Consider the following 25,628-nt stretch of genomic DNA (forward strand, 5'->3'; position numbering starts at 1 on the left):
CCTTTGCGCCGTGAGTTAGGTGTCCGCCGTGGCTTAGATCCATGCCTAAAATTTTGTCCCCAGGATTTAAAAGCGCGCCGTAAACGCCCTGGTTCGCCTGCGAGCCTGAGTTTGGCTGTACGTTTGCAAATTCGCAGCCAAAAAGCTCTTTGCAGCGATCGATCGCTAGTTGCTCGATCTGATCGACGTATTCGCAGCCGCCATAGTAGCGTTTGCCAGGATAGCCTTCTGCGTACTTATTAGTTAGAACCGAGCCCATTACTTCCATTACTTCAGGATAGGTAAAATTTTCACTCGCGATCATCTCGAGGTGGTCGCATTGGCGTTTTAGTTCTAAATTTACTAAATCAAAAATTTCTTTATCGTAACTTTGCAAACTCATTAATTCTCCTTGGTTTCGTTTTTTTGCGGTCTCATCGCAGGGAAAAGCACCACGTCGCGGATGGATTTTTTATTGGTTAGTAGCATCACGAGCCTATCTATGCCGATGCCCTGCCCGGCCGTCGGCGGCATCGCATAGCCAAGAGCCCTCACATAGTCCTCGTCCATCTCGTGAGCTTCGTCGTCGCCGGCGTTTTTGGCTTCGATCTGCGAAGCGAAACGGCCGTATTGATCGATCGGGTCGTTTAGCTCGTTAAAGCCGTTAGCTAGCTCGCGTCCAGCGATAAACAGCTCAAATCTCTCGGCGATATCTGGATTTGAGTCGCTTCTGCGAGAAAGCGGGCTAATAGAGATCGGATAGTCGATGATAAAGGTCGGATCGGTTAGTTTGCTCTCTACGTAGTTATCGAAAAGTTCGGCCTGCAAATGCCCCAAATCAAGTTTAGCGTTTGCCTCAAAGCCGTCCGCTTTTAGCTTGGCTAAAATTTTATCCTTATCGCCGATGATCGCCTCGTCTAGTCCGCCGATTTCTACGAGCGCTTTTTTGTAGCTTATTCGTTTAAACGGCTTGCTAAAATCGATCTGCATACCGTCAAATTCGATGATTTTAGACATATCTAGTTTATCGAGAAGCACGTTAAATAGCTCCTCGGTTAGCCCCATCAAATCGTGATAAGTGTGCCACGCCCAGTAAAACTCGATGCTTGTAAATTCGGGATTATGCGTTAGGTCCATACCCTCGTTGCGGAAATTTCTATTCATCTCGTAAACGGCGTCAAAGCCGCCCACGATGAGACGCTTTAGATAAAGCTCTGGCGCAATGCGCAAAAATCTCTCCACGCCAAGCGCGTTGTGAAAGGTTACGAAAGGCTTAGCGTTAGCTCCGCCAGGGATCGGGTGCATCATAGGAGTCTCGACCTCCAAAAAGCCCTTATCTTCGAAAAATCTGCGGATCGTACTAACGATAACCGAGCGGCGTTTAAAATCAGCCCTAACCTCCGGATTCATTATCATATCGAGGTATCTCTGGCGATATCTGGTCTCGATATCCGTTAGTCCGTGAAATTTCTCCGGAAGCGGCGAAATAGCCTTTGATGCTAAAGTTAGTTCGCTAACGTGCATAGAGAATTCGCCCGTTCGCGTGACGAAAGCATACCCGCGCACATATATGATGTCGCCTACTTCGATATTTTTCTTTACAACCTTAAACCAATCCGGATCAAGCGTCTTGTTGCTAAAATAAATTTGAAGATTGCCGTCCTCATCCTCGATGTTGGCAAATATCGCCTTGCCCGCATCCCTGATGAGCTTAACCCGTCCGGCTAGGCTTACTAGCTGGCCTTCGGCACTCTTTTCTTCGGTGTCTATTATATGTTTAAATTTGAGCCTAAATTTAGTTATATCCATATCGCGGCGCAAAAAGTGCGGATATGGATTTATACCGGCATCTCTTAGCTCGTTTGCAGTCTCTAGCCTCTGGATCTCCAGTTGATTTTCAAATATCACTTGCCGCCCTTTGCCTCTTTGGCATTGCACTCTTTGCACACTCCGTAAAGCTGCATCATGTGTCCGGTTAGCTTAAAGCCGTGCTCTTTTGCAATATTTGCTTGTCTTTTTTCTATTGTTGCGTCTTCAAATTCGATGATAGTTCCGCATCTGCGGCATATCATGTGATCGTGGTGAGGCTTGGTTGCGAGCTCGAATTTTTTACCTTGCGAACCAAAGCTGATAGAGGTTACCATCTCGGCTTCTTCGAGTAAATTTAGTGTCCTATAAACGGTCGCGATACCGACGTTTAAGTCAGGATAGGTCTCTTTAATAAAAAAATAAAGTCTCTCCGGAGTAAAGTGCTCGTCGTTGTTGTAGAGCGTCTTTAGTAGAACTTCTCGCTGTTGCGTGTATTTTAGCCCATTATCTCTCAAAATTTTTTTAAATTTCTCAAGAAGCGCGTCGTATTCTAAATTCTCAATCATTATTTGTACTCCTTAATCGTCGAATTTATCTCTAAATTTGGCCTTTGCTCCTGCATAGAGGCGTCAAACGGCGTCTCGATATTCCCCACGCCGCTTGCTATGCCTTTTACATCCACGTTCATTATCCATTTGCCCGTATCCAGCAAGATCGGATACAGCTTACTTCCTCTAAAATACGGTTCTATTTTGTTATTTAAGACTTGAATGTTTGAAATGGTCACTATCAAAACCGCAAAAACTAGGAAAATTTTGGCGCTTCCGATGATAAATCCGCCCAGTTTATCTAAAAATCCAAGTCCGCTTAGTCCGATTAGCTTCGACAAAAAGGCGCCGATACCTAGGCAAAGCACCCAAAACACGATAAGCGTCGCCAAAAATCCGGCGAAAAACAGAACAGAATCGCCCTCTATCTTATAGATATTATCGCTTATTAGAGTGCCGACCCTAGCGCCGAATCTACTAGCTACGACGATACCGCCGATAAGGCCGATAAGGCCGAAAATTTCCTTTATTAGTCCGCTTATTACGCCTTTTATGCCCAGTATCAAAACAAGCGAAACGACGACTACGTCAAATAATGTAACAAAATCCATTACATACCCAACAATCCGCCCAGCTCTTGCTGGCTCGTAGAGTATCTCATCGCCATCTCTTTAGTTATCTGATTTGCCTTGATAGCCTTCATGAGAGCTTGCGTTTGAGTAGTCATGCCGGTCATTTGCTGATTTAGCTGCATTTGAGAGTAAATTTGATGTACCTTATTTTCGCGGATAAGGTTTGCGATAGCGGCGTTGTTTATCAAAATTTCATGAACCGCAAGTCGTCCGCTGCCGATTTTTGGAAGCAAGGCTTGAGAGATAACCGCAGTTAGCGAAACGGAGAGCATATTTCGCACTTGAAGCTGCTCGCCGCCCTCAAAGCTATCTATGATACGGTTGATGGTCTGGATGGCCGAGTTTGTGTGCAAGGTCGCAAATACGAGGTGACCCGTCTCCGCAGCCGTGATAGCGGTCGATATCGTCTCCCTATCTCTCATCTCGCCCACCAGGATGATATCCGGGTCTTCACGGAGGGCAAATTTAAGCGCTCTAGCGTAAGACTGCGTATCTGTACCGATATTTCTGTGAGAGAAAAGAGATTTTTTATTCGTATGCACGAACTCCACAGGATCTTCGATCGTGATTATGTGCTTTCTTTCGGTCAAATTTATCTCGTTTAGCATAGCCGCAAGCGTAGTGGATTTACCGCTACCCGTCGGGCCGGTAACTAGTATCATTCCTTTTTCGCGCTTTACGACTTCTTTAAAGATATTAGGCGCTTTAAGATCGTCTAGCGAAGGGATCTCGGTCGGGATGATACGAAATGCGGCAGCCAAATCGCCGTTCATCGTATAGTAGTAGTTGCCTCTGAAGCGTCCGACGCCAGGAAGCTCTATCGCAAAGTCAAGCTCTCTGTTTTCTTCCAGTTCGCTTTTTTGTACGTCGGTTATGAGCGCATAGCAGATATCTTGTATGTCGTGTCCGCTCAAAACTCCGAGCTCTAGAGGTCTTAATGTGCCGTCTATTCTGATTTGCGGTTCGCTTCTTGATACGATGTGCAAGTCACTGGCCTTGTTGTGAACGACGGTTTTTAGCAGTATTTCAAGACTGGTGTTAAATTTTTCGATTTCTTCCATTTTTCTACTCTATGATTTTTGGTACGACGAAGAAGTGCCCGCTACTCATCGGAGCGTTTTTTAGTATAGTTTCTATCACGTCCGAGCTCACGCTTACGTCTTCTCTTAGCGGAGTTCCGCCCTCTATAGAGCTTACTACCGCCCTAGAAGCGCTTAGATCAAGCTCATCTAGTATTCCCGCGAAGCTCAAAATTTCACTGAGCTGACCTTCGATTTCCCTTCGCTTATCGCTCTCGACTTTGAGCGAACTAAGCTTTTCAAGTTTGGTTAATAACTTATCATCTATCTGCATAAAACCTCGCCAAATTTTTAAATTTCCCCGCATTATAACACAATTTGCCTTGATTTTTATGCTGTTTTATATTTATTATGCTACAATTACGAACTTTCAATAACTTAAATTTAAGGAAAAAACTTGGCTATCAAAGATGATATTGATTCTATAAAGGAAGAGTTAAATACTCAGGAACAGTTTTTAGAAAACATAATAAAAAGCGAAAGATTTTTTAAAAAATATAAAAAAATTATTATCGGCGCGGTCGTTTTGGGTGTCATCGGCGCGGCGGGATACTATATAAACGGCGCATTAAAAGAAAAAGAATTTAGAGCCGCAAACGCCGCTTACGCAAAACTAATACTAAATCCGAAAGACGAACAGGCAAAAGCCGAGCTAAAGCAAAAAGACCCTTCACTTTACGCGCTTTACGAGTTTAAAAGAGCGGTTGACAACAACGACACAAATGCGCTAAAGTCGCTAGCAAACGAACAGATCGACCCCCTTTTAAAAGATATCGTAAAGTCTCAGATAAACGAGCCTAGCGGTCAAATTTTAAGCTCGTATAAGGCGGTTATTAGAGGCTACGAGCTGATGAAAGAAAATAAAATCGACGAGGCGAAAAACGAATTTAAGAAAGTTCCGTTAAATTCACAGCTACAATCCATCGTCAAAAATTTAGAACACTATCAAGGAAACGCAAAATGAGAAAATTTCAAGCTATTTTAGCGGCCGCGCTTTGCATCGCGGTGCTTGGCGGATGCAGCACGAAAAGGCAGTATTTCGAGCCGACCGATGTACAAAATGAAAAAATTTCAGAAAACAGACTGCCTGCCAGCATCGCGACGGCAAGCCTAAACGGAGCGGTGCTAAAAAACGGCATGGCCATAACCAAAAACGGCCTACTCTCGCCGGAGATAAAGTTGCCAAAGGGCGCAACCTTGCTAAATTCAGCCGACGGTAAATTTATCAGCTCCGATTTGGACGGAAATTTGATCGTAGCAAACGGCTCAAACGAGATTTTATTTCAGAAAAAACTTAACGAAGCTATCGTTTCGGCAGCGCTTGAGGGAGATAAGCTAGCACTTTTAAGCGCGGGCAACGTCATATACCTCATCGACATCGCGACAAACGATACTTTGCTCGAGTTTGAGAGCTCAAGCGTTTACGCACAAGACTCCCGTGTCGCAGCGCCGTTTTTCATGAGCTCGCTCGTCATCTTCCCTACGCTTGACGGCAAGATTATGATAGTAGATAAAAACCAAGGCCGAATTTTACGCGACGTCGTCGTGAGCAGCGAACAGTTTTTTAACAACATCATATCTCTAAACGTCGTAAACGATACGATGATAGCGGCCACCGGCAAGCGTATCGTCTCGATAAACCCCGAAAAAACGGTTTACTATAACGGCGAGATAAAAGACATCGTCATAAACGGCGAATACGTATATATCCTACTAAAAGACGGCAAAATCGTGCTTAGCGATCTAAATTTACAAAAGATCAAAGACGCGGAGTTTAAATTTGCCATCTTTTCAAGCGCCACCGTCTACAACGGCTCGCTTTACATAATGGAAAAAACAGGCTATCTCATCAAGACCGATCTGGCGCTTGACAATGCCAAAATTTACGAGCTTTCAGACGAGGTCGAGAGCCAAATTTTCGCCGGCGCGAAAGAATTTTACTACGACGATTACAGCTTAGAGCTTAAATGACGAAGCAAGAAATTTATCAAGTTCTGGAAGCCAAAAAGATTATCTTAAAAAATCTAAGCTGGGTGGAGCTTGATAAATTTACTAAAAAAAAGACCCTTGCCGCGCTTACGGGCGTCGATATCAAGGGATTTTATACGCTTTTGTTTTTCCGTAGCGCAAAGGCTAGATTTTTAAGCAAAGAATTTGAAGCGATTGATGAAATAGCTAACAAAATCGCCGATCAAACGGGTATAAATTTTAAGAAAAAAGCTATTTTTTATAGTTCGGACGTCTGCTCGAAAACCGCAAATTTGATGAAAGAAAACGGCTACAAACATGACTCTATGTGACGTAGGCAACACTAACGCCACCTTTTTTGAAAACGGCAAAATCACCAAAATCAAGCTAGAAAATTTTAAAGATTTTAAAAGCGACGAGAAGATTTATTTTATCAGCGTAAACGACGAAGCGACTAAAAGGCTACAAAATTTGCCCAAATTCGTAAATTTAGAGCCGTATTTTGAGCTGGACACTATCTACAACGGCCTAGGTATCGACCGTATCGCTAGCTGCTACGCGGTAAAAAACGGCCTCATAATCGACGCCGGCAGTGCCATAACGATGGACGTAATGATGAACTCGATGCATCTTGGCGGCGCGATAATGCCGGGTATCTCGCACGTTTTAAAGACCTACGAAGCGATCTCGCCGAGACTAAAGATCTCGCTAAACTCGCAAATCGACCTCGATGCACTCCCGCAAAAAACGGCCGATGCCGTGAGCTACGGCGTCATCAAGCCGATCCTGCTTCTAATAGAAAATATGGCAAACGGCTCGAAAATATACTTCACGGGCGGCGACGGCGAGTTTTTATCGCGATTTTTTGCCACTAGTATCTACGACCGCATGCTCGTATTTCGCGGGATGCAAAAACTAATCGAACAAAAAAAGGACATCTTATGCTAACGGTTGCTTTGCCAAAAGGCCGCATCGCCGACGAAACGCTTGCAATTTTTAGAAAAATTTTTCAAAGCTCGTTTGAATTTGAGGACAGAAAACTGCTGATGAGCGAGGGCGATTTTAAATTTCTAATGGTTCGCAACCAAGATATCCCGACCTATGTCGTAAACGGCGCTGCAGATATCGGCGTGGTGGGCCTTGACGTACTTGATGAGCATCGCCCCGACGTCGTGCGCCTACTTGATCTAAAAATCGGCAAATGCCGCGTCTGCGTGGGTATCAAAGAGGGCGAGGAGCTAAATTTAAACGCTCCCGAGCTAAAGATCGCCACCAAAATGCCGCACATCTCGCGCAACTATTTCGCCGCAAAGGCCACCGCGCTAAAGATCATCAAACTATACGGCTCGATCGAGCTAGCACCGCTGGTCGGGCTAGCCGACGCTATCGTGGACGTCGTGGAAACAGGTGCGACGATGAAGCAAAACGGACTAAGAGTCGCCGAGACCATCATGCATAGCTCTGCGCACCTTATCGCAAACAAAAATAGCTTTATCATCAAAAAAGACGAAATTTTATCTCTTTACAAAAAGATCAAGGCGCAAATTTAAGCTAAATTTTACTTACGCCATATATAAAAATAAACATCGCTTGCGCCTCGTTTGGTGCGAGGCTTGCCGACTTACGCCGATCACAAAATTTATTGCCGCGACTTAGTCACTCCGTAAATTGAACGAAATTTGAGGCTAACGCGTAATTGATTGAGTTGCGCCCGCTATTTTATTGCAGACGAGCGAATACTAGATTAAATAAGAACATAGCGCAACATAAATTTAAATACTTCAAACGCAACGCCAACGCCAACGCTATCTTTCCCGTTCGCTAGTATCTTAAGGGTTAGATTCGCCAAGTGAGCTAATTTTTATTCCGAGTCAAATTTGCAAACGCATCGAGTTAAATTAAATTCGCCGTCAGCAGCTCAAATTCCTCGCCAAATTTAGAGATTAAATTTAAGCCGCTCCGCATTTACGACTATTTGTAAGAATTAAATTTAATAAACTCCAAAGCCCGGTTTAGCGCAGGCTATCGCTAGGCTCGCCCAGATAAAAGCCCTGAAACTCGTCCACGCCAAGCTCCACGCAAGTATCATAGACCTCTTTTGAGCGGACGAATTCGGCGATCACCGTGATATCAAGCTTCTTGGCAAATGCGATGATGGCGCCCGTTATCACGCGGGAGTCCTCGTTCGTGTCGATATTTTTGATGATTGAGCCGTCGATTTTGATATAGTCGGGCTTTAGTTTTAGGATATACGAGAAGTTGCTGTATCCCGAGCCAAAGTCGTCTATAGCGATCTTTGCGCCCATCCTGCGCACGCGGTCGATAAATACTCCGATGCGCTCGATGTTTTCGATATTTTCATCTTCCAAGATCTCAAATATCACTCGTCCGGCGACTTTGTATTTGTTCATTTTCTCGATGATAAACACGCTCACGTCGCCGTCGGTCATATCGCGTCCGGATAAATTTATCGAGATCATCGCATCAGGCCTCTCGGCGATTAGCTTAAAGCTTTTTTCGATCAGCATTTTTTCGATATCGGTGTAGCGTTTGATGCGCTTTGAAACCTCCAAAAAGACGCTTGGAGAGATGATTTCGTTACTGTTTTGGATACGGATTAGCGTTTCATACTTTACGATTCGCTTTTCTTTATTAAATATCGGCTGATAAAACGGCACGATCTTGTCGTTTATGATGGCGTTTCGTATCATATTTGAGCGAGTGATTTGCTCGGCGTATTGCGGCGTATCGTCGATGTTTTTAAAGTAGCAAAAATAATCCTTACCGCTTTGCTTAGCAAACTCAAGCGCCGTCATCGCCTTTTTAAGCGTGTCTGATTCATCTAGCGCAAAGCCCACCGTACAGTGGATCTCGATCTCGCTTTGTTCGCCGTCCTCGGCTATCACGTCGATGACTAGGCCTTTGATGTTATCTAAAAGTTCGTTTGCCAGATCCTCGTATCTATCGATAAAGAGCTCTGCATCCTCGACCAGCGCGAACTGATCTGGTCCGACGCGGTAAACGGCCATGCCGTTATCCTCGGCAAATTTTTGAGAAACTTCCGTCATTTTTATCAAAATTTGATCGCAAACCGAGGCACCGAAATAGTTATTCATCTTTCTAAATTCGTCGATATCCATAACGATGACCTTAGGATTTTTCATCTCTGCCGTGTCGCGCTCCAGAGCTACTTTATTTGGCAAGCCGGTAAGATCGTCGATATAAAGGCGCTTTTGCATTTCAGCATTTTTTTCTAGGAGCTTTTCGTTGCTTTTTACTAGCGAAATTTGATTATCGCGGATACCCCTATAAAAGAGAAAATACTGAAAAATACAAATGAACGCCATAACGCCTGTCACGATGAACGTATTTTTCATATTTACGATAAACCACTCTCCAAAAAGCGGATCGTCCAAGCCTGAAATTTTGACGTTGTGAATCATGTTGTAGCCAAGGATCACGTCGCCCATTTTCTTAAAATAGCAAACCTCAGCCTTGTTGTCCTGGATTAGATTTATGCGCTTATATACGCCGTTTTGTTTCAAATTTACATGAGCTTTGCCGTCCATCTCGCAAAATTTATACGGTAAAACCTCGCCTATCAAATTTGGATGCTGCGAGCTAGCTAGGACTAGGAGTTCGCCTTTTTCGCCCGCTTGTTTAAATATCCAAGACGGCACGGCCTTAGTAGCCTCAGAGTAGCGCTGAAACTCCTTTATATCGCCTTTTGCTATGTTTTTATATATGATTTGAATTATGTTCATAAAGGCCTCGGCCTTCTCGTTAACGGTTACGTTTGACGGGTAGTTAGTCGAGTCCTGAAATTTATTATAAAATATAAAAGATATTACCAGAAACGAGCAGATCACGAGCACGGCGATCGGTAGGACGATGAACTGAGTCATCGATTTTTTAATATCAAAATTTTGCATTAAACTTCTCTAAAAATTTGTTGTCATTTTATCATTATTTACTTAAGTTAATTATAAAAACTCTAATTTATAAAAATAATTTATAAAGTAAAAAGAAGGCAAACCCTAGTAAAATGGCCGAGCATACGTAGTTTAGCCATTTTGCGACGTTTTGTGAGATAAATTTGGCGCTCTTATGCAAAGCAAACGGCATAGAAACGATCCAGATAAATATCGCCGCGACTAGCCCAGCCACGACCGCGCCCGCATTTTCAAAGCTTTTGGCAAAACCGGCCACGCTAAGCCAAAATCCGACGGTGTACGGATTTGCAAGCGTGACGAAAAGGCCTTTTGCGTAGTTTTTGCTAAATTTTACTTCACCGCCCTGCACATCCGCCGTTACCGGCCTATTGGCATTTTTAAAGATGGCGTAGGAGGTGTAGGCCAGGTAGCAAAATCCAAAAATCCCGATGATTTTTTCTACCGTTTCGCCCTGCAAATACTCAAGCAAGCCAAACGCCAAAAGCAGCAGATACGCAGCGTCCGCGCTCATAGCGCCGAGCCCGATGGCAAACGCCGACCAAAACGACCTTATCGCAGCGCTCATTATCATCACGTTTACGGGTCCCAGCGGTACCGCCGCGCTAAAACCCAGCAGCAACCCTTGCAAAAACGCGTTCATCTTCATCCTTTTTGATTTTTGTATTTTGGATTTTACCTAAATTTGAGAGATTTTGAGGTTGCTAAATTTAATGAGAAAGGCGGATTTAATTTTTAACGGAACACGCAAATTTGACTTGGGAATTTAGAATTTTACTCGCCGAGACCCATGCCTTTAAAATGCAAATTTAAACCTGCACGAAGTGCAGCAACATCTCACGTCGTAGGGGTTGGGGGGATCGTTAAGGGGGAAGGGAGCGACTTCGTAATTCAAGCCCCTTCCCCCTTAACAAAAATTTACTTGCATAAAAAGTTTAGTTCATAAGGTTAATTCAACCAAATCAAATTTAGCATCTTAAAGGTGTAGGTCTCGGCGACTCAAATTTGAAATTTTAGCTAAATTTGACTTCAAATTTGAGCGTAAAACGATAAGGCGAAGTATCGCGAGATGATTTTTCGAGTTTTCTGCTTCGCAAGCTCGCAGCTGCAAGCAGAAGAAGCAAAATTGAGCGTGCGCTAGGCATATAGCCTGCGGAGCGAAAATTTTGCGAAATCTCGGAAAAGCGCTCGCGAGACAAGCCGCAGCAAGGCAAATTTACAGCCTTACTATCTGCGCTCCAAATCCCCCCTGCCCCGCCGGCGCATCAAAAAACTCCTTCACGCTCGGATGTTCGCGCAAGAAGTTTTTGACCGCGTAGGCGAGCTTGCCCGTGCCGATGCCGTGATACACCTGCACCTCGTCAAAGCCCATCACTAGGCTATCTGAGATAAATTTATCCAGTTTTTGCACCGCTTCGTCCGCGCGCAGGCCATGTAGATCGAGCGTGACGCTGGCGTTTTGCGGCTTTTGCACGCTTAGATTTATGCCCGATTTCTTAGGCGGGGCGGGCGTTTCGCCGCTGATTTTTAGCTGGTTTATCGGCACGCGCATACTCACGTTGTCGGTTTGTATCACGGCGTCATTTTTGCTAAGGCTTGCCACGACGCCTTTGATCTTGCCGTATTTGACGCGGTCGCCTACTTTTAGCTCGGGTGCGGCGGAGGTTTCTGGTTTTTGCACGGCGCGTTTAGCCTCGTTTGCGCGGTTTAGGGCGCGCTGTTTTTCTTTGGTATCGTCTAGATTTATCGCTCGCCTAGCCTCGTTTATCGCCTTAAAATACTCCCGCTCCAGCCGCGTTATAACCTCGTGCTGCTCGGCCTCGGCTCGCTCTTTTTGCTCTTTTAAATTTTCGATTAGCGAGTCTAATTTTTGCTCTTTTTTCTCGGCGCTTTCGAGTTTTTCTTTGAGCTGCACCTCTAAATTTAACGTCTTTGTGATGATTTCGTTTAGATTTTCTTTGTCTTCGCCGTAGATTTTTTTCGCCTGCGCGACCAAATTTGCCGCGATGCCGTATCTAGCCGCAGTCTCAAAGGCGTATGATTTGCCGATCGTGCCTTTTAAAAACTCAAATTTAGGCCGCGAGTTTTCCTCGTCGTAAAGTGCCGCAACTAGCTCTACGTCGGGGTTTTTAGCTAGTAGCATCGCAAGGCGCTTGTGGTGGGTGGTGATGATCATCTTGATATCCTGACTCATTAGCCTCTCGATCATCACGCCGTATAGACTCGCCGCCTCCTCAAAGTCCGTTCCCAGCTCTATCTCATCGACTCCGATGAGCAGATTTTTCTTCGTAAAAAGCTTAGAAAAATGCACCATGCGCCCGGCAAAGGTCGAGATGTCGTTTTTCACGTTTTGCGGATCCTCGATGATGGCGTCAAATTCCTTGAAATTTCCAATCTGCGAATTTTGCGCGTTTATGCGCATCGGCAGCAGGTATTTAGCTAGAAACGCAGCCGCTATCAGCGATTTTAGCAGCATCGATTTACCGCCCGCGTTTACGCCGGTGATTAACAGCACCTTTTTACTAAAGTCGATGCTGATGCTTTTTGGATTTTTTAGCGCGGGATGGGCAAAATTTGCCAGCTTTAAATTTGACCCTCCGCTTGGCAGCACGAACTCAAAATCCGCGCTTTTAGCCGTAAAAACTCGCGCGCAGTAGGCGTCAAATACGTCAAACGCGCCGTTTATAAATTTCAGAAACGGCAAGCCCCTGTGCATCGAGGAGCTAAAAATTTTGCAGTGCTCATAGACGATCTGCTCTTTTTTATCCAGCAGTTCGCTTTGCTCTTTTTTGAGTTTTTGGATGTTTTCGGGCGCAACGTAGAAGTAGCCGCCCGAGCTTCTAGCCACGACCGCGCCCTTTAGCACGTGGTTAAACCCGCCTCGCACGAGCAGCGCCTCGACCGAGCTGATGTAGTGCACCTGCGTATCGACGAGATAGGGCGTGATAGATTTTGAGTAGATGAGGCGGCGCAGATCGGCGTCTATTTGCGCTCTTTTGGCGCTAAACGCGTCTCTGATACCGCCCAGACGCTCGTCTACTTCGTCTTTTAGCTCGCCGTTTTTGTCAAATGAATTTGCGAGCTTTAGCATCGGCTGCGGGATCTCGATTTTAGCGAGCCACTCGCCTAGCTTACCCTCAAATTTGAGCGTTTTTAGGTAGGTAAAATAGCTAATTATCTTAGCAAATTCAAAAATCTCGCTCACGTGCAGCGTGGCTTGTTTGCTAAGGCGCATAAGCGCGTCGTCTAGGTTTTGAGCCGGTGCTGGCGGGTCAAACTGCTTTTGCGAGAGTTCTAAAATTTTCTCATAATGCAACCTACTGTCGCCCGCCATAAAAAGCGGCTTAGGGCGCGCTAAAAAGGAGTTAAACCTCTCCATATAGCCTTGCAAATCTAAAATTTTTATAAGCCGCTCAAAGCCTTCCGCATTTGTAAATTCTTTTTGCTCGCGGTGCGCCGCGGCGTCCGAAATATCGCCGTTTCTTTGCTCGCGCGAGACGTTATCTTCACGCCCGTTTGTTTCCCAAGCGCCGCTTTTAGTCAAATTTTGATTATCTTTAAAATTACGCAATTATTCGCCTTTAAATTCGCAGCCCTCAAGCGCGATCTTGACGCTGTTTAGCTCCTTTGCCGCGCGTTTTGCGACGAAGGAGGACGTACCGAACTCGTAGTTAAATTTAGTGTTATTTACGTCAAAATTTCCGCATTTTAGGGTTTTGCCTTGATTAAAAAGCGCGACTAGCTCTAGCCTTTTACTCTGCTCGCTTTGCAGGGTGCTCTCGTAAAAATACAGCGCCGCCGCGATAAAAACCGCCGAAAAAGTGATGATAAATTTCGCCTTTTTGCTTAGCTTCTCGTCGCTCACGCTAAATATCGCGATCGCGGCAAGCACGCCTAAAAGTACGATTATGACCCTCATGCGTCGCCTCTTAGCTGATAGGTGATGTCGCCCGCGCCAAATCCTATAACTAGCCCGTCATCAAGCAGGTTTTTCACGCCAAACTCGTCTGTAAAGACGATCCCCTCGCCCTCGCGCGCGACTTTTTGCGTCATCACGGGATTGTAGCGTTTAAACTCCTCTTTTAAATTTATATCTATCGGCGTCTCGCCCGCGGCGTAAACAGGCAGGATAACTAGCTCGTCTATGCCCTCAAAGCACTCTTTAAAGCCCTGCAAATTTGCGCTTAGGCGCGTAAATCTGTGCGGCTGAAAGATCGCCGTGATCTTAGTGATGCCCAGCAGTTTGGCGTACTCAAAGACCGATTGCAGCGTAGCCCTGATCTCGGTCGGATGGTGCGCGTAGTCGTCGATGAGTACGAATTTCCTGCTCGCGGTTAGGATATCGAAGCGCTTTTTGATACCTTTAAAATTTAGCAAATTTTGCCTGATTTGCGCTAGAGAAGTTTCGTTTAGCGCCGCAAGTATGGCTAGCGACGCATCCACCGCGATGTGCTCGCCCATGCCCAGTACTTCAAATTTGCCTAAATTTTTTAGATTAAACGCAGTATAAGGCACGAAATCGCGCACGATCATACTAAGCTCGGTGATATCCACGCTTGGATAAAGGCGCACGGCATCAAGCTTTAGCGTACCCAAAAACTCGTCCTCGGCGTTTATCACGCGCACCTTGGCTCGCTCCAAAAAGCCTCGATACGCCGCGTGAAATTTCTCCAAATCATAGCCGTAATGCTCCATATGCTCGGGCTCGGCGTTAGTCACGACGGCTAGATACGGGTTTGAGTTAAGAAAGCTACTATCGCTCTCGTCGGCTTCGAAAATGACGTTGTCGCAAGGCTCGTATTTCATATTTGAGCCAAACTGCTTAGCGATCGCGCCGATGATGACCGAGCCCTCCACGAGGCTAGAGAGCATCGCCGAGGTCGTGCTTTTGCCGTGCGCGCCCGCCACCGAAAACACGCGCTTGCCCTCAAGCACCATCGGCAGAGCCTCTTTGCGCGATAGGCACTGCAAGCCTTTACTTCGCGCTTCGACGAGTTCGACGTTATCGGGTTTTATCGCGGCCGAGTAGATGACGAAGTCCTGATCCTTGATCGCGGCCTTGCTGTGCGGCGTGATGACGTCTATGCCCTGCGCGGCTAGCTCGCGCGTGGTCGGACTTTCTTTTATATCGCTACCGCTGATGATGAAGCCTTTTTCGTGCAAAAACCGCGCGATCGCCGAGATGCCGATGCCGCCGATACCGATAAAATGGACTTTTTTACGCTCGATTTTGAAATTTTTTTGACTTGAATTTTCCATTGATTTTCCCTTAAATTTATTAGGGCGATTTTAGCGAAAATGAAATTTTGGGATGCTGAAAAGATGAAATTTGTATAGATTTTAGCGGTTTTACGGCGGCGCTTAGGACGCGGCGGAGTTTGAATTTAGATTCAAATTTGACCCGCCATATAAAGCACGAGCCCGCTTTAAATTTAAGCCTCGGCGGGTCGTTGATATAAAATTAAGCTTCAAAAACGGGTTAAATTTAAAACAGCACCTCGTCCATCTCGGCGGGTTTTTCGATGCCCATCAGCGCCAAAACGCTCGCGGCGATATTGTTTAGACCGCCCGCTTTTACCGCCTTTACGCCCTCGCCCATCACGAAGCAAAATACGTCAAAAGTCGTGTGGTTAGTTAGCAGATTACCCTGCGCGTCCTTCATCTGCTCGCAGTTGCCGTGGTCGCTCGTGATGATTAGCGCGTAGTTTTTCTCCTTGACCTTTGCCACTATGCGTCCCAGCGCCGCGTCCACGGCCTCGACCGCCTTTACCGCCGCGTCAAATTCGCCCGTATGCCCGACCATATCGCCGTTTGCGAAATTTACCACGATAAGATCCTGCCCGTCTTCCATGCCTTTTAGCACCGCTTCGCACACGGCCTGCGCACTCATTTCGGGCTTTTCGTCGTAGGTTTTGACCTTGGGGCTTGGCACGAGCACCCTCGTTTCGTTTTCGGCGAGCTCCTCGACACCGCCGTTAAAGAAAAACGTCACGTGCGCGTATTTCTCGGTCTCGGCGGTGTGCAGCTGCGTTAGGCCCGCGTTTGCGACGACCTCGGCAAGGGTATTTTTTAGCTTTTCGTTTTCAAATAATACGGGAAAAGCGAAATTTGCGTCGTATTCGGTCATCGTGAGTAGATTTTTAACGACAAAAGGGCGCGCAAATTCGCTAAAATTTTCATCGCCCAAAGCCGCTGCAATCTCGCGCACGCGGTCGTTTCTAAAGTTTATAAATATCACGCCGTCGTCTTCGCCGATACCGCCGAAATCCCCAAAGCTAGCCGGCACGATAAACTCGTCCGTCACGCCCGCCTCGTAGCTTTGCATGATGTACTCTAGCGGTGAGATAGTTTGCCCGTTTTCTCCGCGCGTCATCGCATCGTAGGCCGTTTTCACGCGCTCCCAGCGCTTGTCGCGGTCCATCGCGTAAAACCTACCGCTAACGCTAGCTAGCTTAAAGCCTTTATTTTGCGCCTTTTCTTGCAGCGATTTTATGAAAGCCAGCCCGCTTTTTGGGCCTACGTCGCGACCGTCGGTTATAGCGTGAGCGCATACCTCGCAGCCGTTTGCGACCGCAAGGGAACACATCGCGTCAAAGTGGTTCATGTGCGAATGCACGCCGCCGTCGCTGTAAAGCCCGACGACATGGACGCGCTTGCAAGTTTTAAACAAATTTAAAAGCTTTTCGCTTTTAGCCAGCGAGCCGTTTTCAAAACCAAGCGAAATTTTTACCAAATTTTGATACAAAACCCGCCCGCTGCCGATACACATGTGCCCAACCTCGCTGTTTCCCATCTGTCCCTCAGGCAAGCCCACTGCTAGGCCAGAGGTTTTTATGAGCGCGTTTGGGACGTTTTTAAACAGCCAGTCGTATGTGGGCTTTTTTGCCGCCGCAAATGCGTTAAATTCGCTACTTTCGTTATATCCGATGCCATCAGTTATCACCAAAATCGTTTTTTGAGCCATTTTTAAATTTTTGCCTTAAATTTAGATATTTTTTAACGGCATTATACTAAAATTAGCCTTTTTTAAAATAAAGGCTTTTATGTTTTACTATATTTATGAACTGTTAAATTTTAATATCTTTCAATACATCACCGTTCGCGCGGGCTTTTCGTTTTTCATCGCATTTTGCTTGACCATTTGGGCGCTGCCTAAATTTATCGCGTGGGCAAAGGCCAAAAACGCCGCCCAGCCCATCTACGAGCTAGCTCCGCAAACGCACCAAAAAAAGGCCAAAACGCCGACGATGGGCGGGCTGGTTTTTATCGGAGCGGCGCTTGCGGCGAGCGTGATCTGCGCGAGATTAGATAATGTTTTCGTCTTCGCCTCGCTTATCTGTCTTGCGGGCTTTACGGCGCTTGGGTTTAAGGACGACTACCGCAAAATTTCAGGCGGCAAAAACCACGACGGACTAAGCCCCAAAGCCAAGCTTGCGGTGCAAATTTTGATCGCCTTTGCAGTTTCTTCGATGCTGTATTTGCAAGGCGAGCTGGGGAGCAAATTTTATCTACCGTTTTATAAATTTCCCGTGCTTGATCTAGGCGTTTTTGCGGTGGCCTTTTGGACGCTCGTCATCGTCGCAGCCTCAAATGCAGTAAATTTAACCGACGGCCTAGACGGGCTAGCTACGGTGCCTGCGGTATTTTCGCTACTGACTTTGGGCGTGTTTGCCTACATCTGCGGACACGCGGTCTTTAGTTCGTATTTACTTTTACCCAAGATCGCGGGCGTGGGCGAGACGGTCGTAGTGGCCGCCGCTCTAATCGGCTCACTGATGGGATTTTTGTGGTTTAACTGCCATCCGGCCGAGGTTTTCATGGGCGATAGCGGAAGCCTGAGCGTAGGCGGATATATCGGGCTTATGGGCGTGATGACGAAAAACGAGATCCTGCTCATCATCATCGGTTTCGTCTTTGTTATGGAGACCTTGAGCGTGATTTTGCAGGTCGGAAGCTTTAAAATTTTTAAAAAGAGAATTTTTCTCATGGCGCCGATACACCATCATTTTGAGATAAAGGGCTGGGTAGAAAATAAAATCATCGTGAGATTTTGGCTCATCGCCGTTTTGGCAAATTTGATCGCCATGACCGCTCTAAAAATCAGGTAAATTTAGAGCGAGTAAAACGGCGAAAAGCCGATCTTAGCACGGATGAGAAACGCAAATTTTAGGGGCAAAGGGGAGAAAATGAGAAAATCGCTATTTGGCTACGGTGGTACGACGCGCGCGATCGCGAAAAACTTCAGCAAAGAGGGCGACTGGGACATCTACGACGATAAATTTAGCGAGATTTCAAGCGACGAATGGGGCAACGCCCTACTGCCGCCAAATCTTTTCATACCCGAAAAAAGCAGCCTAGAGATCCCTAGCCCCGGCTTTCCGCCGAGCCACGAGCTGGTTAAAAAAGCGCAAAATCTCATCAGCGAGTACGACTATTTTTACAAAATTTATGGCGCCAAAATGCCCTTTGCCGTCTGGATTAGCGGCACGAACGGCAAAACCACGACGACAAAGATGACGCAGCACCTGCTGGTGCGCTACGGCTCGGTAATGGGCGGCAACGTCGGAGTTCCGCTCGCAGACCTCGACCCAAACGCCAAAATTTGGGTGCTCGAGACCAGCTCCTTTACGATGCACTACACAAATGCCGCGACGCCCGGCATCTACGCGCTTTTGCCTATCACGCCAGATCACCTCAGCTGGCACGGCGATTTTGTCCAGTATGAGCGTGCCAAGCTAAAGCCGCTAGCGATGATGAGCGAAAATGCGGTCGCGATCCTGCCTAAAATTTACGCCCAGACGCCTACTAAAGCAAAGGTGATAAGCTACGAAAACGAGGCGGATTTGACCCGGTTTTGCGGTGTAAATTTAAGCGATATCGCCTTTAAGACGCCATTTTTAATGGACGCTCTTTTGGCGCTTACTATCCAAAAAATTTTGCTTGATAGGTGCGACGTAGAGCTTTTAAACGGCTTTGTCATCGAGGGCAATAAGCTCGAAGAGTTTCGCGATGCGCATGGCAGAACGTGGGTTAACGACACGAAAGCGACCAACATCGACGCGAGCATCCAGGCCGTAAAGCGATATGAGGGCAAGTTTTTGCATTTGATTTTAGGCGGCGACGATAAGGGCGTAGATATGCGGCCGCTTTTTGAGGCCTTGCGCGGAGCTAGGGCGCAAATTTACGCTATCGGCTCAAATACGGACAAGCTAATGAGGCTTGCGGCTGAGTTTAAAATCCCTGCCGTAAAATGCGAATTTTTAAACGTCGCAGTCGGCGAGATAGATAAACGCTTCAAATTTGACGGGGTCGCTAAAACTAGCGCAAACAGCAAAAACTTAGACGAAATAGCGCTTTTAAGTCCGGCTGCGGCGAGCCTCGATCAGTTTAGCAGCTACGTAGAGCGCGGGGATGAATTTAAAAAAGCGATTTTAAATTTGAAAATTTGACGCGATATATGCGTCGTAAAGCCGCTAAATTTAGGCGACTGTCTTTGAAGCGAATTTTATATTTTAAAAAATAGCCGAATTTTACGTATTTAACCAAAATTTAAGTATCAAGTGGCTAAAATCACATTTCTTTTTAACAGCGTGGTTGGATAGCTCAGTCGGTAGAGCAGCAGACTGAAAATCTGCGTGTCGGCAGTTCGATTCTGCCTCTAACCACCATTCTATTATTTAATCCCCTATAATACAATTCAAACAACACCAAAAGAAGCCCTAAAATACGGCATTTCTAAGCTATTTATAATCCAATAAGCTACAATGAAATATAATGCAATCCAAAGATTTTTGGAACACTCACGGAACATTGAGAGCATTTTTGTGAGCTAAAAAATCCCCAATGTTCCAAAATGTGCCGTTTTTTAAAAACCTCAAATGTTCCAAAACCCTTTTAAATATCGTATTTTAGGGGCTAAAATGGCAATAGATATTTTAAAAGACACACAAATACGCAAAGCAATCAAGAAAGAAAAAGACTACTCATTGACCGACGGCGGAGGCTTAGCGATACTTATTACCTCTAAAGGCGTGAAAAGATGGGTATTTTACTACATAGACCCGACAAGTGGCAAAAAGTGTAGCGCAGGCTTTGGACTTTATCCGGACATTACCCTAGCAAGAGCAAGAGAGCTAAGAGCCGAGTATAAAAACCTAATATCGCAAGGCATAAGCCCGAAAGAGCATAAAAAGCAGGTAAGAGAGCAAAGACAAAGCGACCACAAGCAGACGTTTAGCAAAGTATTTAACGAGTGGCTGGAGCTTGAAAAAATGCGAGTGCTGCCAAAAACGCTACAAACCAAAGCAAACCGCATAAACAATCATATTACCCCTCTTATAGGCAATAGGGCTATTAAGAGCATAAATCACGGCGAGATAGCGCAAATATTAGAGCAGATAGGCAAGGATACGCCTCAAACGGCGCAAATACTGCACCAGCTGTTAAATAACATATTTCATTACGCCACCACAAAAGGCTACACGCCGTTTAATATCATCTCGAATATCCAAGCAAAGGCGATCATCATAAATAAAGAGGCGGAGCATTACGGCAAGCTTACCGAGATAGAGGACTTAAGGGCATTTGTCAATAAAATTTACGATTATCCGTTTTTCCTTAGCACGCGCAACATTTTAAAATTTGCCATGCATATTCCTTTGAGGGTCGCACCGCTTACGCTTTTAAAGTGGGAATACGTGGATTTTGACAAGAAACTTTTAACAATACCAAGAGAGCTACAAAAGAATAAGAATAAATCACTGGGGGCTTTTATCTTGCCTCTAAGCGATGAGGTTATTAGCATATTAAGGGAGCAGGAGCGAGAATTTAAAGCCTACCCGTATGTTTTTATGAATACGAGCTACAAAAACCCGATCCACAAAGATACCCCTACAAAAACCATTAAAGAGTTTGAATTTTACGATAGAGATACAGGGCGGATAATAACGGCTCATAGCTTTAGAGGCATATTTAAAACAGCTGTTTACAACTACCGAGAGCAACACAACACCAGCACTGAAGCGATCAATAAGGCGTTAGACCACCTGCACGGCGATAGGGTGGAGTTATCATACAGCGAAAAAGCAACCTTTTTAAACGAGCTTAGGGGGCTTTTTGAGTGGTGGAGTGAATTTATACTAAATTTGAGAGATGAAAGGCAATAGCAATGGCGAGATTAAGCGAAACAAGGTATAAGAGAAAATCCCAACAAAAGAGCATAAAAGAGGATTTTTTAAATTTTATTAATAGCAATGATGTAAAGGGCTTTATCGGCGAGGAAGCGCAAAAAGACGTTTATTTTATCGTTGATAACTACGCAGACGCTTTTATCGACAAAATCAAATTACCACTTTTGAAAGCTAAAGAGGCGGATTTTAAAGGCGATAAAATCATAAATTTGCCACGTTATTCAAATTATACGCCCCTAATATTAATTCATTCAAGCGAAAGTCCTACTGAGGGCGATTTCGCTGGGAGTTTCTATTATGAGTTGAATTTAATAGAGCAAATTTATTACAGTCTATTAAACATAATATTAGACGTGCTATTAATGCTAGAAAAAAAGGGAGAATACGCCAAAAGCAAGCTGGGCGCAGATATTCGAAAGGCGCTAAATAGTACTAAGGGCAAAGCGGAACAATGGCTAAACATAAAGCTAGACCATAAAAAAGCAGAGATGTTATTAGATATTCACGCATTTTACCGAAACGATACCAGCGATTTTCGGGACGAATGGTATTTTGAACACGGCGAAAAAATAGAAAAATATTTTAATATTGATTTAGGCTTTACAAAAATTACGGACGAAAACGGAGAAATTGAGGAAATAATAGAACCTGCACGCCACTTATCATTTCAAGAAATAACAGGCATTGAAATAGATGATATTACCCTGGAGCTTATTATTCCTTTTTTACAATTTATTAGCGAGGCAGGATATGCTCACAGGTCAATTTTTAAAAATCGAATCACCGACGAGGAAAAACAGCCTATTAATGAGTTTTTGTATGAACTGAACGACGTTTTTGGGCTAGGCATTAAAAAAGAGATAAATGACGGGCTTTTTATCTCTTTGATAACTGACGGCTATTTTGCCCTACAAGAAAAAGACGAAAATTAAAAACTTCGCGGAAAAAACATCAAAAAATAGCTGTTTTTTTCGCAGGAAAAAATCCGCAAAATATTAACTTATTTTTCGTGAGAATAATTAGCCCAAAAATAGCTTATTTTTTCTCACGATAAACCCCCCCCCTTAAATTTACCATATTTTTGGCATTGGCTAACTTTTTTATTTATGCAACAATACACCCATCAAGCTTGAATAAAAACAAATAAAGGTCAATACAATGAAACAAACTACACACGAAAGAAAAAAGCTAAGAGCTTATGAGGTGGCAAAGATTTACGGGGTAAGTCAAAGCACAATCTGGAATTACACTAAAAAAGGATACCTAAAGCCTGTAAAGGTGGGTGAGAGAGTAACCCTATTTGACGCTTTAGAGTGCGATCAATTCTTTAACGGCAAGAATGCGGAGCGAGACAATGAGACAGGCACGCACGAATAAACAAATCCTAATAAGGATAATGCTGGACCGGGGCGAGGTAACAGCCTCAGACGTGGCTCATATAAGCAACTCTAATCAATACTTCGTAGAACTCGAGAAGCTAGGCATAAGCGATAGCAGACCACACAAAAGAGCCAACGGCACTAATTGCAAGATGAGGTTTATCAAAGATCGCAAAAAGGCGCAGGCGTATTTAAACGCCTACAAAGTAGCCGAAGCGATAGCCGAGTATGTCGATGAGGTGTAAGATGTCAAAATATGAGGAGCTAAAGCCCTATCTAAACCGTGACGCCGTAGCAAGCATAATCATAAATTGCGGTTAACAGCATAGACAGGACTTACAAATTTAAGATTAGAGACGAGAGAACGCCTAGCACGTCGATAGATAAAGACGGCTACATTAAAGACTTCGGCGGAACATTCGGCGGCGACGTATTCGCCTTTTTAAACGAGATTGTAGGCTACTCGAAAGCAGAGGCCCTACAAATAGTCAAATATGCTTTAGGGGTAGAGTGATGACAAAAGAGATACAAAAGATAATAGACACTGGAGCTAATGAATACGGATTAACCGAGCTTGTAAAAATAGACGTAGCCAAAGCCAAAGAGACGGCAAAATTTATTTTTACAAATGACAAAGAGGGCATATTTAGAGATTTCATTTTCAAAAGTATTGAATTCTTGCAAGAGCTTGAAACTCAAAAACACTTAGTGGATATGGTAACCGACGCGACCATAGAGGAGAATAACCGGCTAAAAGGCACAAGTGGCTACCAGCCATTGACACAAGACGAGCTGCATAACATCGAGAGCAACAGAGAGCTATTAACCGGAAATTTGAAGCTAGCGCAAACAATGCTAAATAATTTTTTGGGAGCGCATTACGAACCGCTTTACAAAAGACTAAGGGCCGAGAAATGAAATCAATCGATAGTTTTAAAAACGTAGCTTTGAATAAGCCGGATTTAGCACCGTGCGAGGGCTACCAGGAAGCGAGCGAGGTAAAGGATAGCATAGACCTTAGTCAATATGCCGTAAAGCTAAGGGAGACGTATTTAAACGCCTATACAAGGGTTAGTTTATGCACGCAGGAACAAACCGACGAGCTTTATGATCTTTATCCGTGCAATTTTCTAAGAGCGTGCAGCGCGAAGCTAAGAGATATTGAATGTCTAGGCTATAACACGAAACACCAAAGCCTGGCGATCATTTTAAAAAGCGGCGATAAAACGCAAGCCATAGCCACAAGACGACTAAGAGACGAAGCCGGTAATATTGTCGAGGGTAAAAAGTGGATAAGAGCCAAAGGGTCAAATAATGGCTTCATACCTCATCGCTTTAATAAGTCCGATGACGTGGTATTCATAGCCGAGGGTATAGGCGAGGTCGGACTATTTGAGATACTAAAAGCCTCTTACGTTTGTTTTCAAAACGCGGGCGAAATATCCAAATTTGAGTATAGCCCTTTAAAAGACGAAATATTGGAGGGATTAAAAGGCAAGCGCGTAATTTGCTTCGTAGATAATGACGAGCCTAGTCAAAACGGCTTTAACGCTCTTTATCCGGTCATAGGGGGCGATCTTTACCAGGTCAGGTTTAAAGACAAGCCCAAAGGGTATGATCTAAGGGATTTAATCGTGGAGCTCTCAGACAAGTATAACCACAAAGAGCTTTTAAAAGCGTTGCAAACCGAAATCAAAGCAAGACAAGAGAGGGTTTAAAAATGAACGGCGGATTATTAAATTTTTCAGACGACGATTTTATCAACGCACCCAAAGCGCTGCCGGTATATGAGAATACTCCGATAAAGCCAGATATGAGAAAAAGCGATGAGGTAAAAAAACGAAACTTTGGCGACATAATGGCAAAAATATCAACTCCTCTAAGCGAGTTTGACAAGACAACGCAGTGGCTAGAATATAAAGATACGCAACGCTTTTTAGCCAAGGGCAGTATTAATACCGTTTCGGCTCGTAGCGGCATAGGCAAGACGTTTTTATCCGTAGCCCTTGCAATAGAACTTTTAAATTTAGGCGTCATCAAACGGGTTATTCATTTTAATTTTGACGGCAATACGTCGATATTCGGCTCACGTAACCAAAGCGAGCCGATTAAGGCATTTGTCAATACGGGCATATGGCAACACGTAAGAGCCGATGAACTTTACAATGCCGGGTTTAAAAATATCGATGAGGTTTTATCCATAGGACTAAAAGAAAAGTCCGACTTTAACGGAGTTTTTATAATCCTTGACAGCTTAGTTAATTTTTGCCCGAAACTAACCGACACGGAAGCCACAACCAAATTTTACCAACTACTAAGAAACATTGCCGAGTTAGGCGCGATATTTTGGATAAACACCCATGTTAAAAAAGGCGAGGCTGAGGAATTTCTAGGGTCTCAAATGATAGAAGCGTTAAGTGACGCTAGGTGGGGATTGACCGCCGATAAAAGAGAAAACGAGATACTTTATTCCCTTGAGATTAAAAAAGGCAGAGACAGGCAAGAAAATCAAGCTTTTAAGCTCAATACCGCAACAGGCAAAATTACTCCGATGAGTTACGAAGAAACCAAAACCCCAAGCATAAGAAATAGCCTTGTAAATCAAATCAAGGTCAATTTAAAGGATAACGAGGGCGGACTAACTCAAGGTGAATTGTTACAAAAGCTAGGGCGAAGCAAAGACGACAAGACGGCAAGGGAAATTTTAAACGAACTTGACGGCGACGTTTGGACGATTGAAAAAATAGGCAAAGAAAAGCTAGTAAAGCTTATTTAAAAACATAGTGGTAACAGTGGTAGATAGTGGTAGTGCCTAGTACCACTATCGAACAACGACAGGAACGAGCTTTAAAAACATAGTGGTAACAGTGGTAGTAAAACGCTAAAGAAAAAGAAGCCTTTAAGATAAAAAACAAAATTCTCTTCTTTGTTTTAATTATTTTATTTTTTCTTTTTAGCGGTAATTTCTTCGCAGTATAGAAAAGTACCACTATTACCACTATTGAAGCAAATGCGATATTTTGGGGCTCGAAATAGTGGTAGTGCCTAGTACCACTATCTACCACTATACGAATTCAAAGAATAACCGATAAAGG

At 44.6% G+C, this 25,628-nt stretch carries 25 protein-coding genes, 1 tRNA gene and 1 pseudogene; 15 read left to right on the forward strand and 12 right to left on the reverse strand.

What is annotated here, in order from left to right; genetic code table 11:
- The 6 genes and pseudogenes from glyA to gatC all read right to left on the reverse strand — a co-directional run.
- Positions 1–382: pseudogene (gene glyA, locus RWM02_RS08885) on the reverse strand (serine hydroxymethyltransferase); the annotation flags it as partial.
- Positions 382–1,884, reverse strand: coding sequence for a lysine--tRNA ligase (gene lysS, locus RWM02_RS08890; RefSeq protein WP_314071401.1), 1,503 nt, complete (start codon positions 1,882–1,884; stop codon positions 382–384). The pseudogene glyA and the gene lysS, both read right to left, overlap by 1 nt.
- Positions 1,884–2,357, reverse strand: coding sequence for a Fur family transcriptional regulator (locus RWM02_RS08895; protein ID WP_171992834.1), 474 nt, complete (start codon positions 2,355–2,357; stop codon positions 1,884–1,886). The genes lysS and RWM02_RS08895 overlap by 1 nt, the downstream gene beginning before the upstream one ends.
- Positions 2,354–2,947 carry a CvpA family protein gene (locus RWM02_RS08900; RefSeq protein WP_002953515.1) on the reverse strand — a complete coding sequence of 198 codons (594 nt, stop codon included), beginning with the start codon at positions 2,945–2,947 and terminating at the stop codon, positions 2,354–2,356. Before RWM02_RS08900 ends, RWM02_RS08895 begins: the two co-directional genes overlap by 4 nt.
- A complete protein-coding gene (locus RWM02_RS08905) occupies positions 2,947–4,029 on the reverse strand; it encodes a type IV pilus twitching motility protein PilT (protein WP_298085348.1) in 1,083 nt (360 codons plus the stop codon). Before RWM02_RS08905 ends, RWM02_RS08900 begins: the two co-directional genes overlap by 1 nt.
- Positions 4,030–4,033: 4 nt before the next feature.
- Complete coding sequence (gene gatC, locus RWM02_RS08910) at positions 4,034–4,321, reverse strand: Asp-tRNA(Asn)/Glu-tRNA(Gln) amidotransferase subunit GatC (protein WP_314071407.1); 288 nt, start codon at positions 4,319–4,321, stop codon at positions 4,034–4,036.
- A gap of 123 nt (positions 4,322–4,444) precedes the next feature.
- Here gatC and RWM02_RS08915 point away from each other — a divergent pair, with 123 nt between their 5' ends.
- From RWM02_RS08915 to hisG, 5 genes are read left to right on the forward strand one after another with little or no spacing between them, the layout of a single operon-like run.
- A complete protein-coding gene (locus RWM02_RS08915; protein WP_314071347.1) occupies positions 4,445–5,011 on the forward strand; it encodes a hypothetical protein in 567 nt (188 codons plus the stop codon).
- Positions 5,008–6,018, forward strand: a complete 1,011-nt coding sequence (locus RWM02_RS08920; RefSeq protein ID WP_314071350.1) for a PQQ-binding-like beta-propeller repeat protein — start codon at positions 5,008–5,010, stop codon at positions 6,016–6,018. Before RWM02_RS08915 ends, RWM02_RS08920 begins: the two co-directional genes overlap by 4 nt.
- Entirely contained in the window at positions 6,015–6,347 is a 333-nt protein-coding gene (locus tag RWM02_RS08925; protein ID WP_314071352.1) for a hypothetical protein, read from the forward strand. Before RWM02_RS08920 ends, RWM02_RS08925 begins: the two co-directional genes overlap by 4 nt.
- On the forward strand, positions 6,334–6,963 hold the full coding sequence (locus RWM02_RS08930) for a type III pantothenate kinase (RefSeq protein ID WP_314071355.1): 630 nt from the start codon (positions 6,334–6,336) through the stop codon (positions 6,961–6,963). Before RWM02_RS08925 ends, RWM02_RS08930 begins: the two co-directional genes overlap by 14 nt.
- Positions 6,957–7,565, forward strand: a complete 609-nt coding sequence (gene hisG, locus RWM02_RS08935) for an ATP phosphoribosyltransferase (protein WP_314071358.1) — start codon at positions 6,957–6,959, stop codon at positions 7,563–7,565. Before RWM02_RS08930 ends, hisG begins: the two co-directional genes overlap by 7 nt.
- Before the next feature lie 462 nt (positions 7,566–8,027).
- Here the strand turns inward: hisG and RWM02_RS08940 are convergent, their stop codons facing one another.
- The 6 genes from RWM02_RS08940 to gpmI form a co-directional block, all read right to left on the reverse strand.
- The gene (locus RWM02_RS08940) at positions 8,028–9,947 is read right to left on the reverse strand and encodes an EAL domain-containing protein (RefSeq protein WP_314071361.1); all 1,920 of its coding nucleotides are present in this window, start codon (positions 9,945–9,947) and stop codon (positions 8,028–8,030) included.
- 67 nt (positions 9,948–10,014) lie between these two features.
- On the reverse strand, positions 10,015–10,608 hold the full coding sequence (locus tag RWM02_RS08945) for a LysE family transporter (protein ID WP_314071363.1): 594 nt from the start codon (positions 10,606–10,608) through the stop codon (positions 10,015–10,017).
- Between the two features lie 573 nt (positions 10,609–11,181).
- Positions 11,182–13,344, reverse strand: coding sequence for an endonuclease MutS2 (locus RWM02_RS08950; RefSeq protein ID WP_462804024.1), 2,163 nt, complete (start codon positions 13,342–13,344; stop codon positions 11,182–11,184).
- 192 nt (positions 13,345–13,536) lie between these two features.
- Positions 13,537–13,884, reverse strand: coding sequence for a hypothetical protein (locus RWM02_RS08955; protein ID WP_314071369.1), 348 nt, complete (start codon positions 13,882–13,884; stop codon positions 13,537–13,539).
- Entirely contained in the window at positions 13,881–15,224 is a 1,344-nt protein-coding gene (gene murC / locus RWM02_RS08960; protein WP_314071371.1) for a UDP-N-acetylmuramate--L-alanine ligase, read from the reverse strand. Before murC ends, RWM02_RS08955 begins: the two co-directional genes overlap by 4 nt.
- Positions 15,225–15,450: 226 nt before the next feature.
- A complete protein-coding gene (gpmI, locus tag RWM02_RS08965) occupies positions 15,451–16,929 on the reverse strand; it encodes a 2,3-bisphosphoglycerate-independent phosphoglycerate mutase (RefSeq protein ID WP_314071372.1) in 1,479 nt (492 codons plus the stop codon).
- Positions 16,930–17,008: 79 nt separating this feature from the next.
- Between gpmI and mraY the strand changes: the two genes are divergently transcribed.
- The 10 genes from mraY to RWM02_RS09015 all read left to right on the forward strand — a co-directional run bounded on the left by mraY (position 17,009) and on the right by RWM02_RS09015 (position 25,309).
- A complete protein-coding gene (gene mraY / locus RWM02_RS08970; RefSeq protein WP_314071375.1) occupies positions 17,009–18,073 on the forward strand; it encodes a phospho-N-acetylmuramoyl-pentapeptide-transferase in 1,065 nt (354 codons plus the stop codon).
- Positions 18,074–18,151: 78 nt separating this feature from the next.
- Positions 18,152–19,414 carry a UDP-N-acetylmuramoyl-L-alanine--D-glutamate ligase gene (gene murD / locus RWM02_RS08975; RefSeq protein ID WP_314071378.1) on the forward strand — a complete coding sequence of 421 codons (1,263 nt, stop codon included), beginning with the start codon at positions 18,152–18,154 and terminating at the stop codon, positions 19,412–19,414.
- A 143-nt stretch (positions 19,415–19,557) separates the two neighbouring features.
- Positions 19,558–19,633: transfer RNA gene (locus RWM02_RS08980), tRNA-Phe, on the forward strand.
- A gap of 252 nt (positions 19,634–19,885) precedes the next feature.
- On the forward strand, positions 19,886–21,130 hold the full coding sequence (locus RWM02_RS08985; RefSeq protein ID WP_314071381.1) for a tyrosine-type recombinase/integrase: 1,245 nt from the start codon (positions 19,886–19,888) through the stop codon (positions 21,128–21,130).
- Between the two features lie 2 nt (positions 21,131–21,132).
- Positions 21,133–22,086, forward strand: a complete 954-nt coding sequence (locus tag RWM02_RS08990) for a hypothetical protein (protein WP_314071384.1) — start codon at positions 21,133–21,135, stop codon at positions 22,084–22,086.
- A gap of 226 nt (positions 22,087–22,312) precedes the next feature.
- Entirely contained in the window at positions 22,313–22,531 is a 219-nt protein-coding gene (locus tag RWM02_RS08995) for a helix-turn-helix transcriptional regulator (protein WP_314071387.1), read from the forward strand.
- The gene (locus RWM02_RS09000; protein ID WP_314071390.1) at positions 22,509–22,778 is read left to right on the forward strand and encodes a hypothetical protein; all 270 of its coding nucleotides are present in this window, start codon (positions 22,509–22,511) and stop codon (positions 22,776–22,778) included. The genes RWM02_RS08995 and RWM02_RS09000 overlap by 23 nt, the downstream gene beginning before the upstream one ends.
- Positions 22,779–23,046: 268 nt before the next feature.
- Positions 23,047–23,451 carry a hypothetical protein gene (locus tag RWM02_RS09005; protein WP_314071392.1) on the forward strand — a complete coding sequence of 135 codons (405 nt, stop codon included), beginning with the start codon at positions 23,047–23,049 and terminating at the stop codon, positions 23,449–23,451.
- Positions 23,448–24,251 carry a hypothetical protein gene (locus RWM02_RS09010; RefSeq protein ID WP_314071395.1) on the forward strand — a complete coding sequence of 268 codons (804 nt, stop codon included), beginning with the start codon at positions 23,448–23,450 and terminating at the stop codon, positions 24,249–24,251. Before RWM02_RS09005 ends, RWM02_RS09010 begins: the two co-directional genes overlap by 4 nt.
- Positions 24,252–24,253: 2 nt before the next feature.
- Positions 24,254–25,309: a hypothetical protein gene (locus tag RWM02_RS09015; RefSeq protein ID WP_314071398.1), complete on the forward strand. Its 1,056-nt coding sequence runs from the start codon at positions 24,254–24,256 to the stop codon at positions 25,307–25,309.
- The last annotated feature ends 319 nt before the right edge of the window (positions 25,310–25,628 follow it).

This window comes from Campylobacter showae (assembly GCF_963515975.1).
GTDB lineage: Bacteria > Campylobacterota > Campylobacteria > Campylobacterales > Campylobacteraceae > Campylobacter_A > Campylobacter_A showae_F.

Coding starts and splice junctions, on each gene's coding strand:
- RWM02_RS08920 (WP_314071350.1), top strand. CDS start 5,008: ATGAGAAAATTTCAAGCTATTTTAGCGGCCGCGCTTTGCATCGCGGTG.
- murC (WP_314071371.1), bottom strand. CDS start 15,224: ATGGAAAATTCAAGTCAAAAAAATTTCAAAATCGAGCGTAAAAAAGTC.
- RWM02_RS08950 (WP_462804024.1), bottom strand. CDS start 13,344: ATGGAGAGGTTTAACTCCTTTTTAGCGCGCCCTAAGCCGCTTTTTATG.
- RWM02_RS08990 (WP_314071384.1), top strand. CDS start 21,133: ATGGCGAGATTAAGCGAAACAAGGTATAAGAGAAAATCCCAACAAAAG.
- RWM02_RS09005 (WP_314071392.1), top strand. CDS start 23,047: ATGACAAAAGAGATACAAAAGATAATAGACACTGGAGCTAATGAATAC.
- RWM02_RS08905 (WP_298085348.1), bottom strand. CDS start 4,029: ATGGAAGAAATCGAAAAATTTAACACCAGTCTTGAAATACTGCTAAAA.
- hisG (WP_314071358.1), top strand. CDS start 6,957: ATGCTAACGGTTGCTTTGCCAAAAGGCCGCATCGCCGACGAAACGCTT.
- RWM02_RS09010 (WP_314071395.1), top strand. CDS start 23,448: ATGAAATCAATCGATAGTTTTAAAAACGTAGCTTTGAATAAGCCGGAT.
- RWM02_RS08940 (WP_314071361.1), bottom strand. CDS start 9,947: ATGCAAAATTTTGATATTAAAAAATCGATGACTCAGTTCATCGTCCTA.
- RWM02_RS09000 (WP_314071390.1), top strand. CDS start 22,509: ATGAGACAGGCACGCACGAATAAACAAATCCTAATAAGGATAATGCTG.
- RWM02_RS08930 (WP_314071355.1), top strand. CDS start 6,334: ATGACTCTATGTGACGTAGGCAACACTAACGCCACCTTTTTTGAAAAC.
- murD (WP_314071378.1), top strand. CDS start 18,152: ATGAGAAAATCGCTATTTGGCTACGGTGGTACGACGCGCGCGATCGCG.
- RWM02_RS08955 (WP_314071369.1), bottom strand. CDS start 13,884: ATGAGGGTCATAATCGTACTTTTAGGCGTGCTTGCCGCGATCGCGATA.
- RWM02_RS08925 (WP_314071352.1), top strand. CDS start 6,015: ATGACGAAGCAAGAAATTTATCAAGTTCTGGAAGCCAAAAAGATTATC.
- RWM02_RS09015 (WP_314071398.1), top strand. CDS start 24,254: ATGAACGGCGGATTATTAAATTTTTCAGACGACGATTTTATCAACGCA.
- RWM02_RS08985 (WP_314071381.1), top strand. CDS start 19,886: ATGGCAATAGATATTTTAAAAGACACACAAATACGCAAAGCAATCAAG.
- mraY (WP_314071375.1), top strand. CDS start 17,009: ATGTTTTACTATATTTATGAACTGTTAAATTTTAATATCTTTCAATAC.
- gpmI (WP_314071372.1), bottom strand. CDS start 16,929: ATGGCTCAAAAAACGATTTTGGTGATAACTGATGGCATCGGATATAAC.
- gatC (WP_314071407.1), bottom strand. CDS start 4,321: ATGCAGATAGATGATAAGTTATTAACCAAACTTGAAAAGCTTAGTTCG.
- RWM02_RS08900 (WP_002953515.1), bottom strand. CDS start 2,947: ATGGATTTTGTTACATTATTTGACGTAGTCGTCGTTTCGCTTGTTTTG.
- RWM02_RS08995 (WP_314071387.1), top strand. CDS start 22,313: ATGAAACAAACTACACACGAAAGAAAAAAGCTAAGAGCTTATGAGGTG.
- RWM02_RS08945 (WP_314071363.1), bottom strand. CDS start 10,608: ATGAACGCGTTTTTGCAAGGGTTGCTGCTGGGTTTTAGCGCGGCGGTA.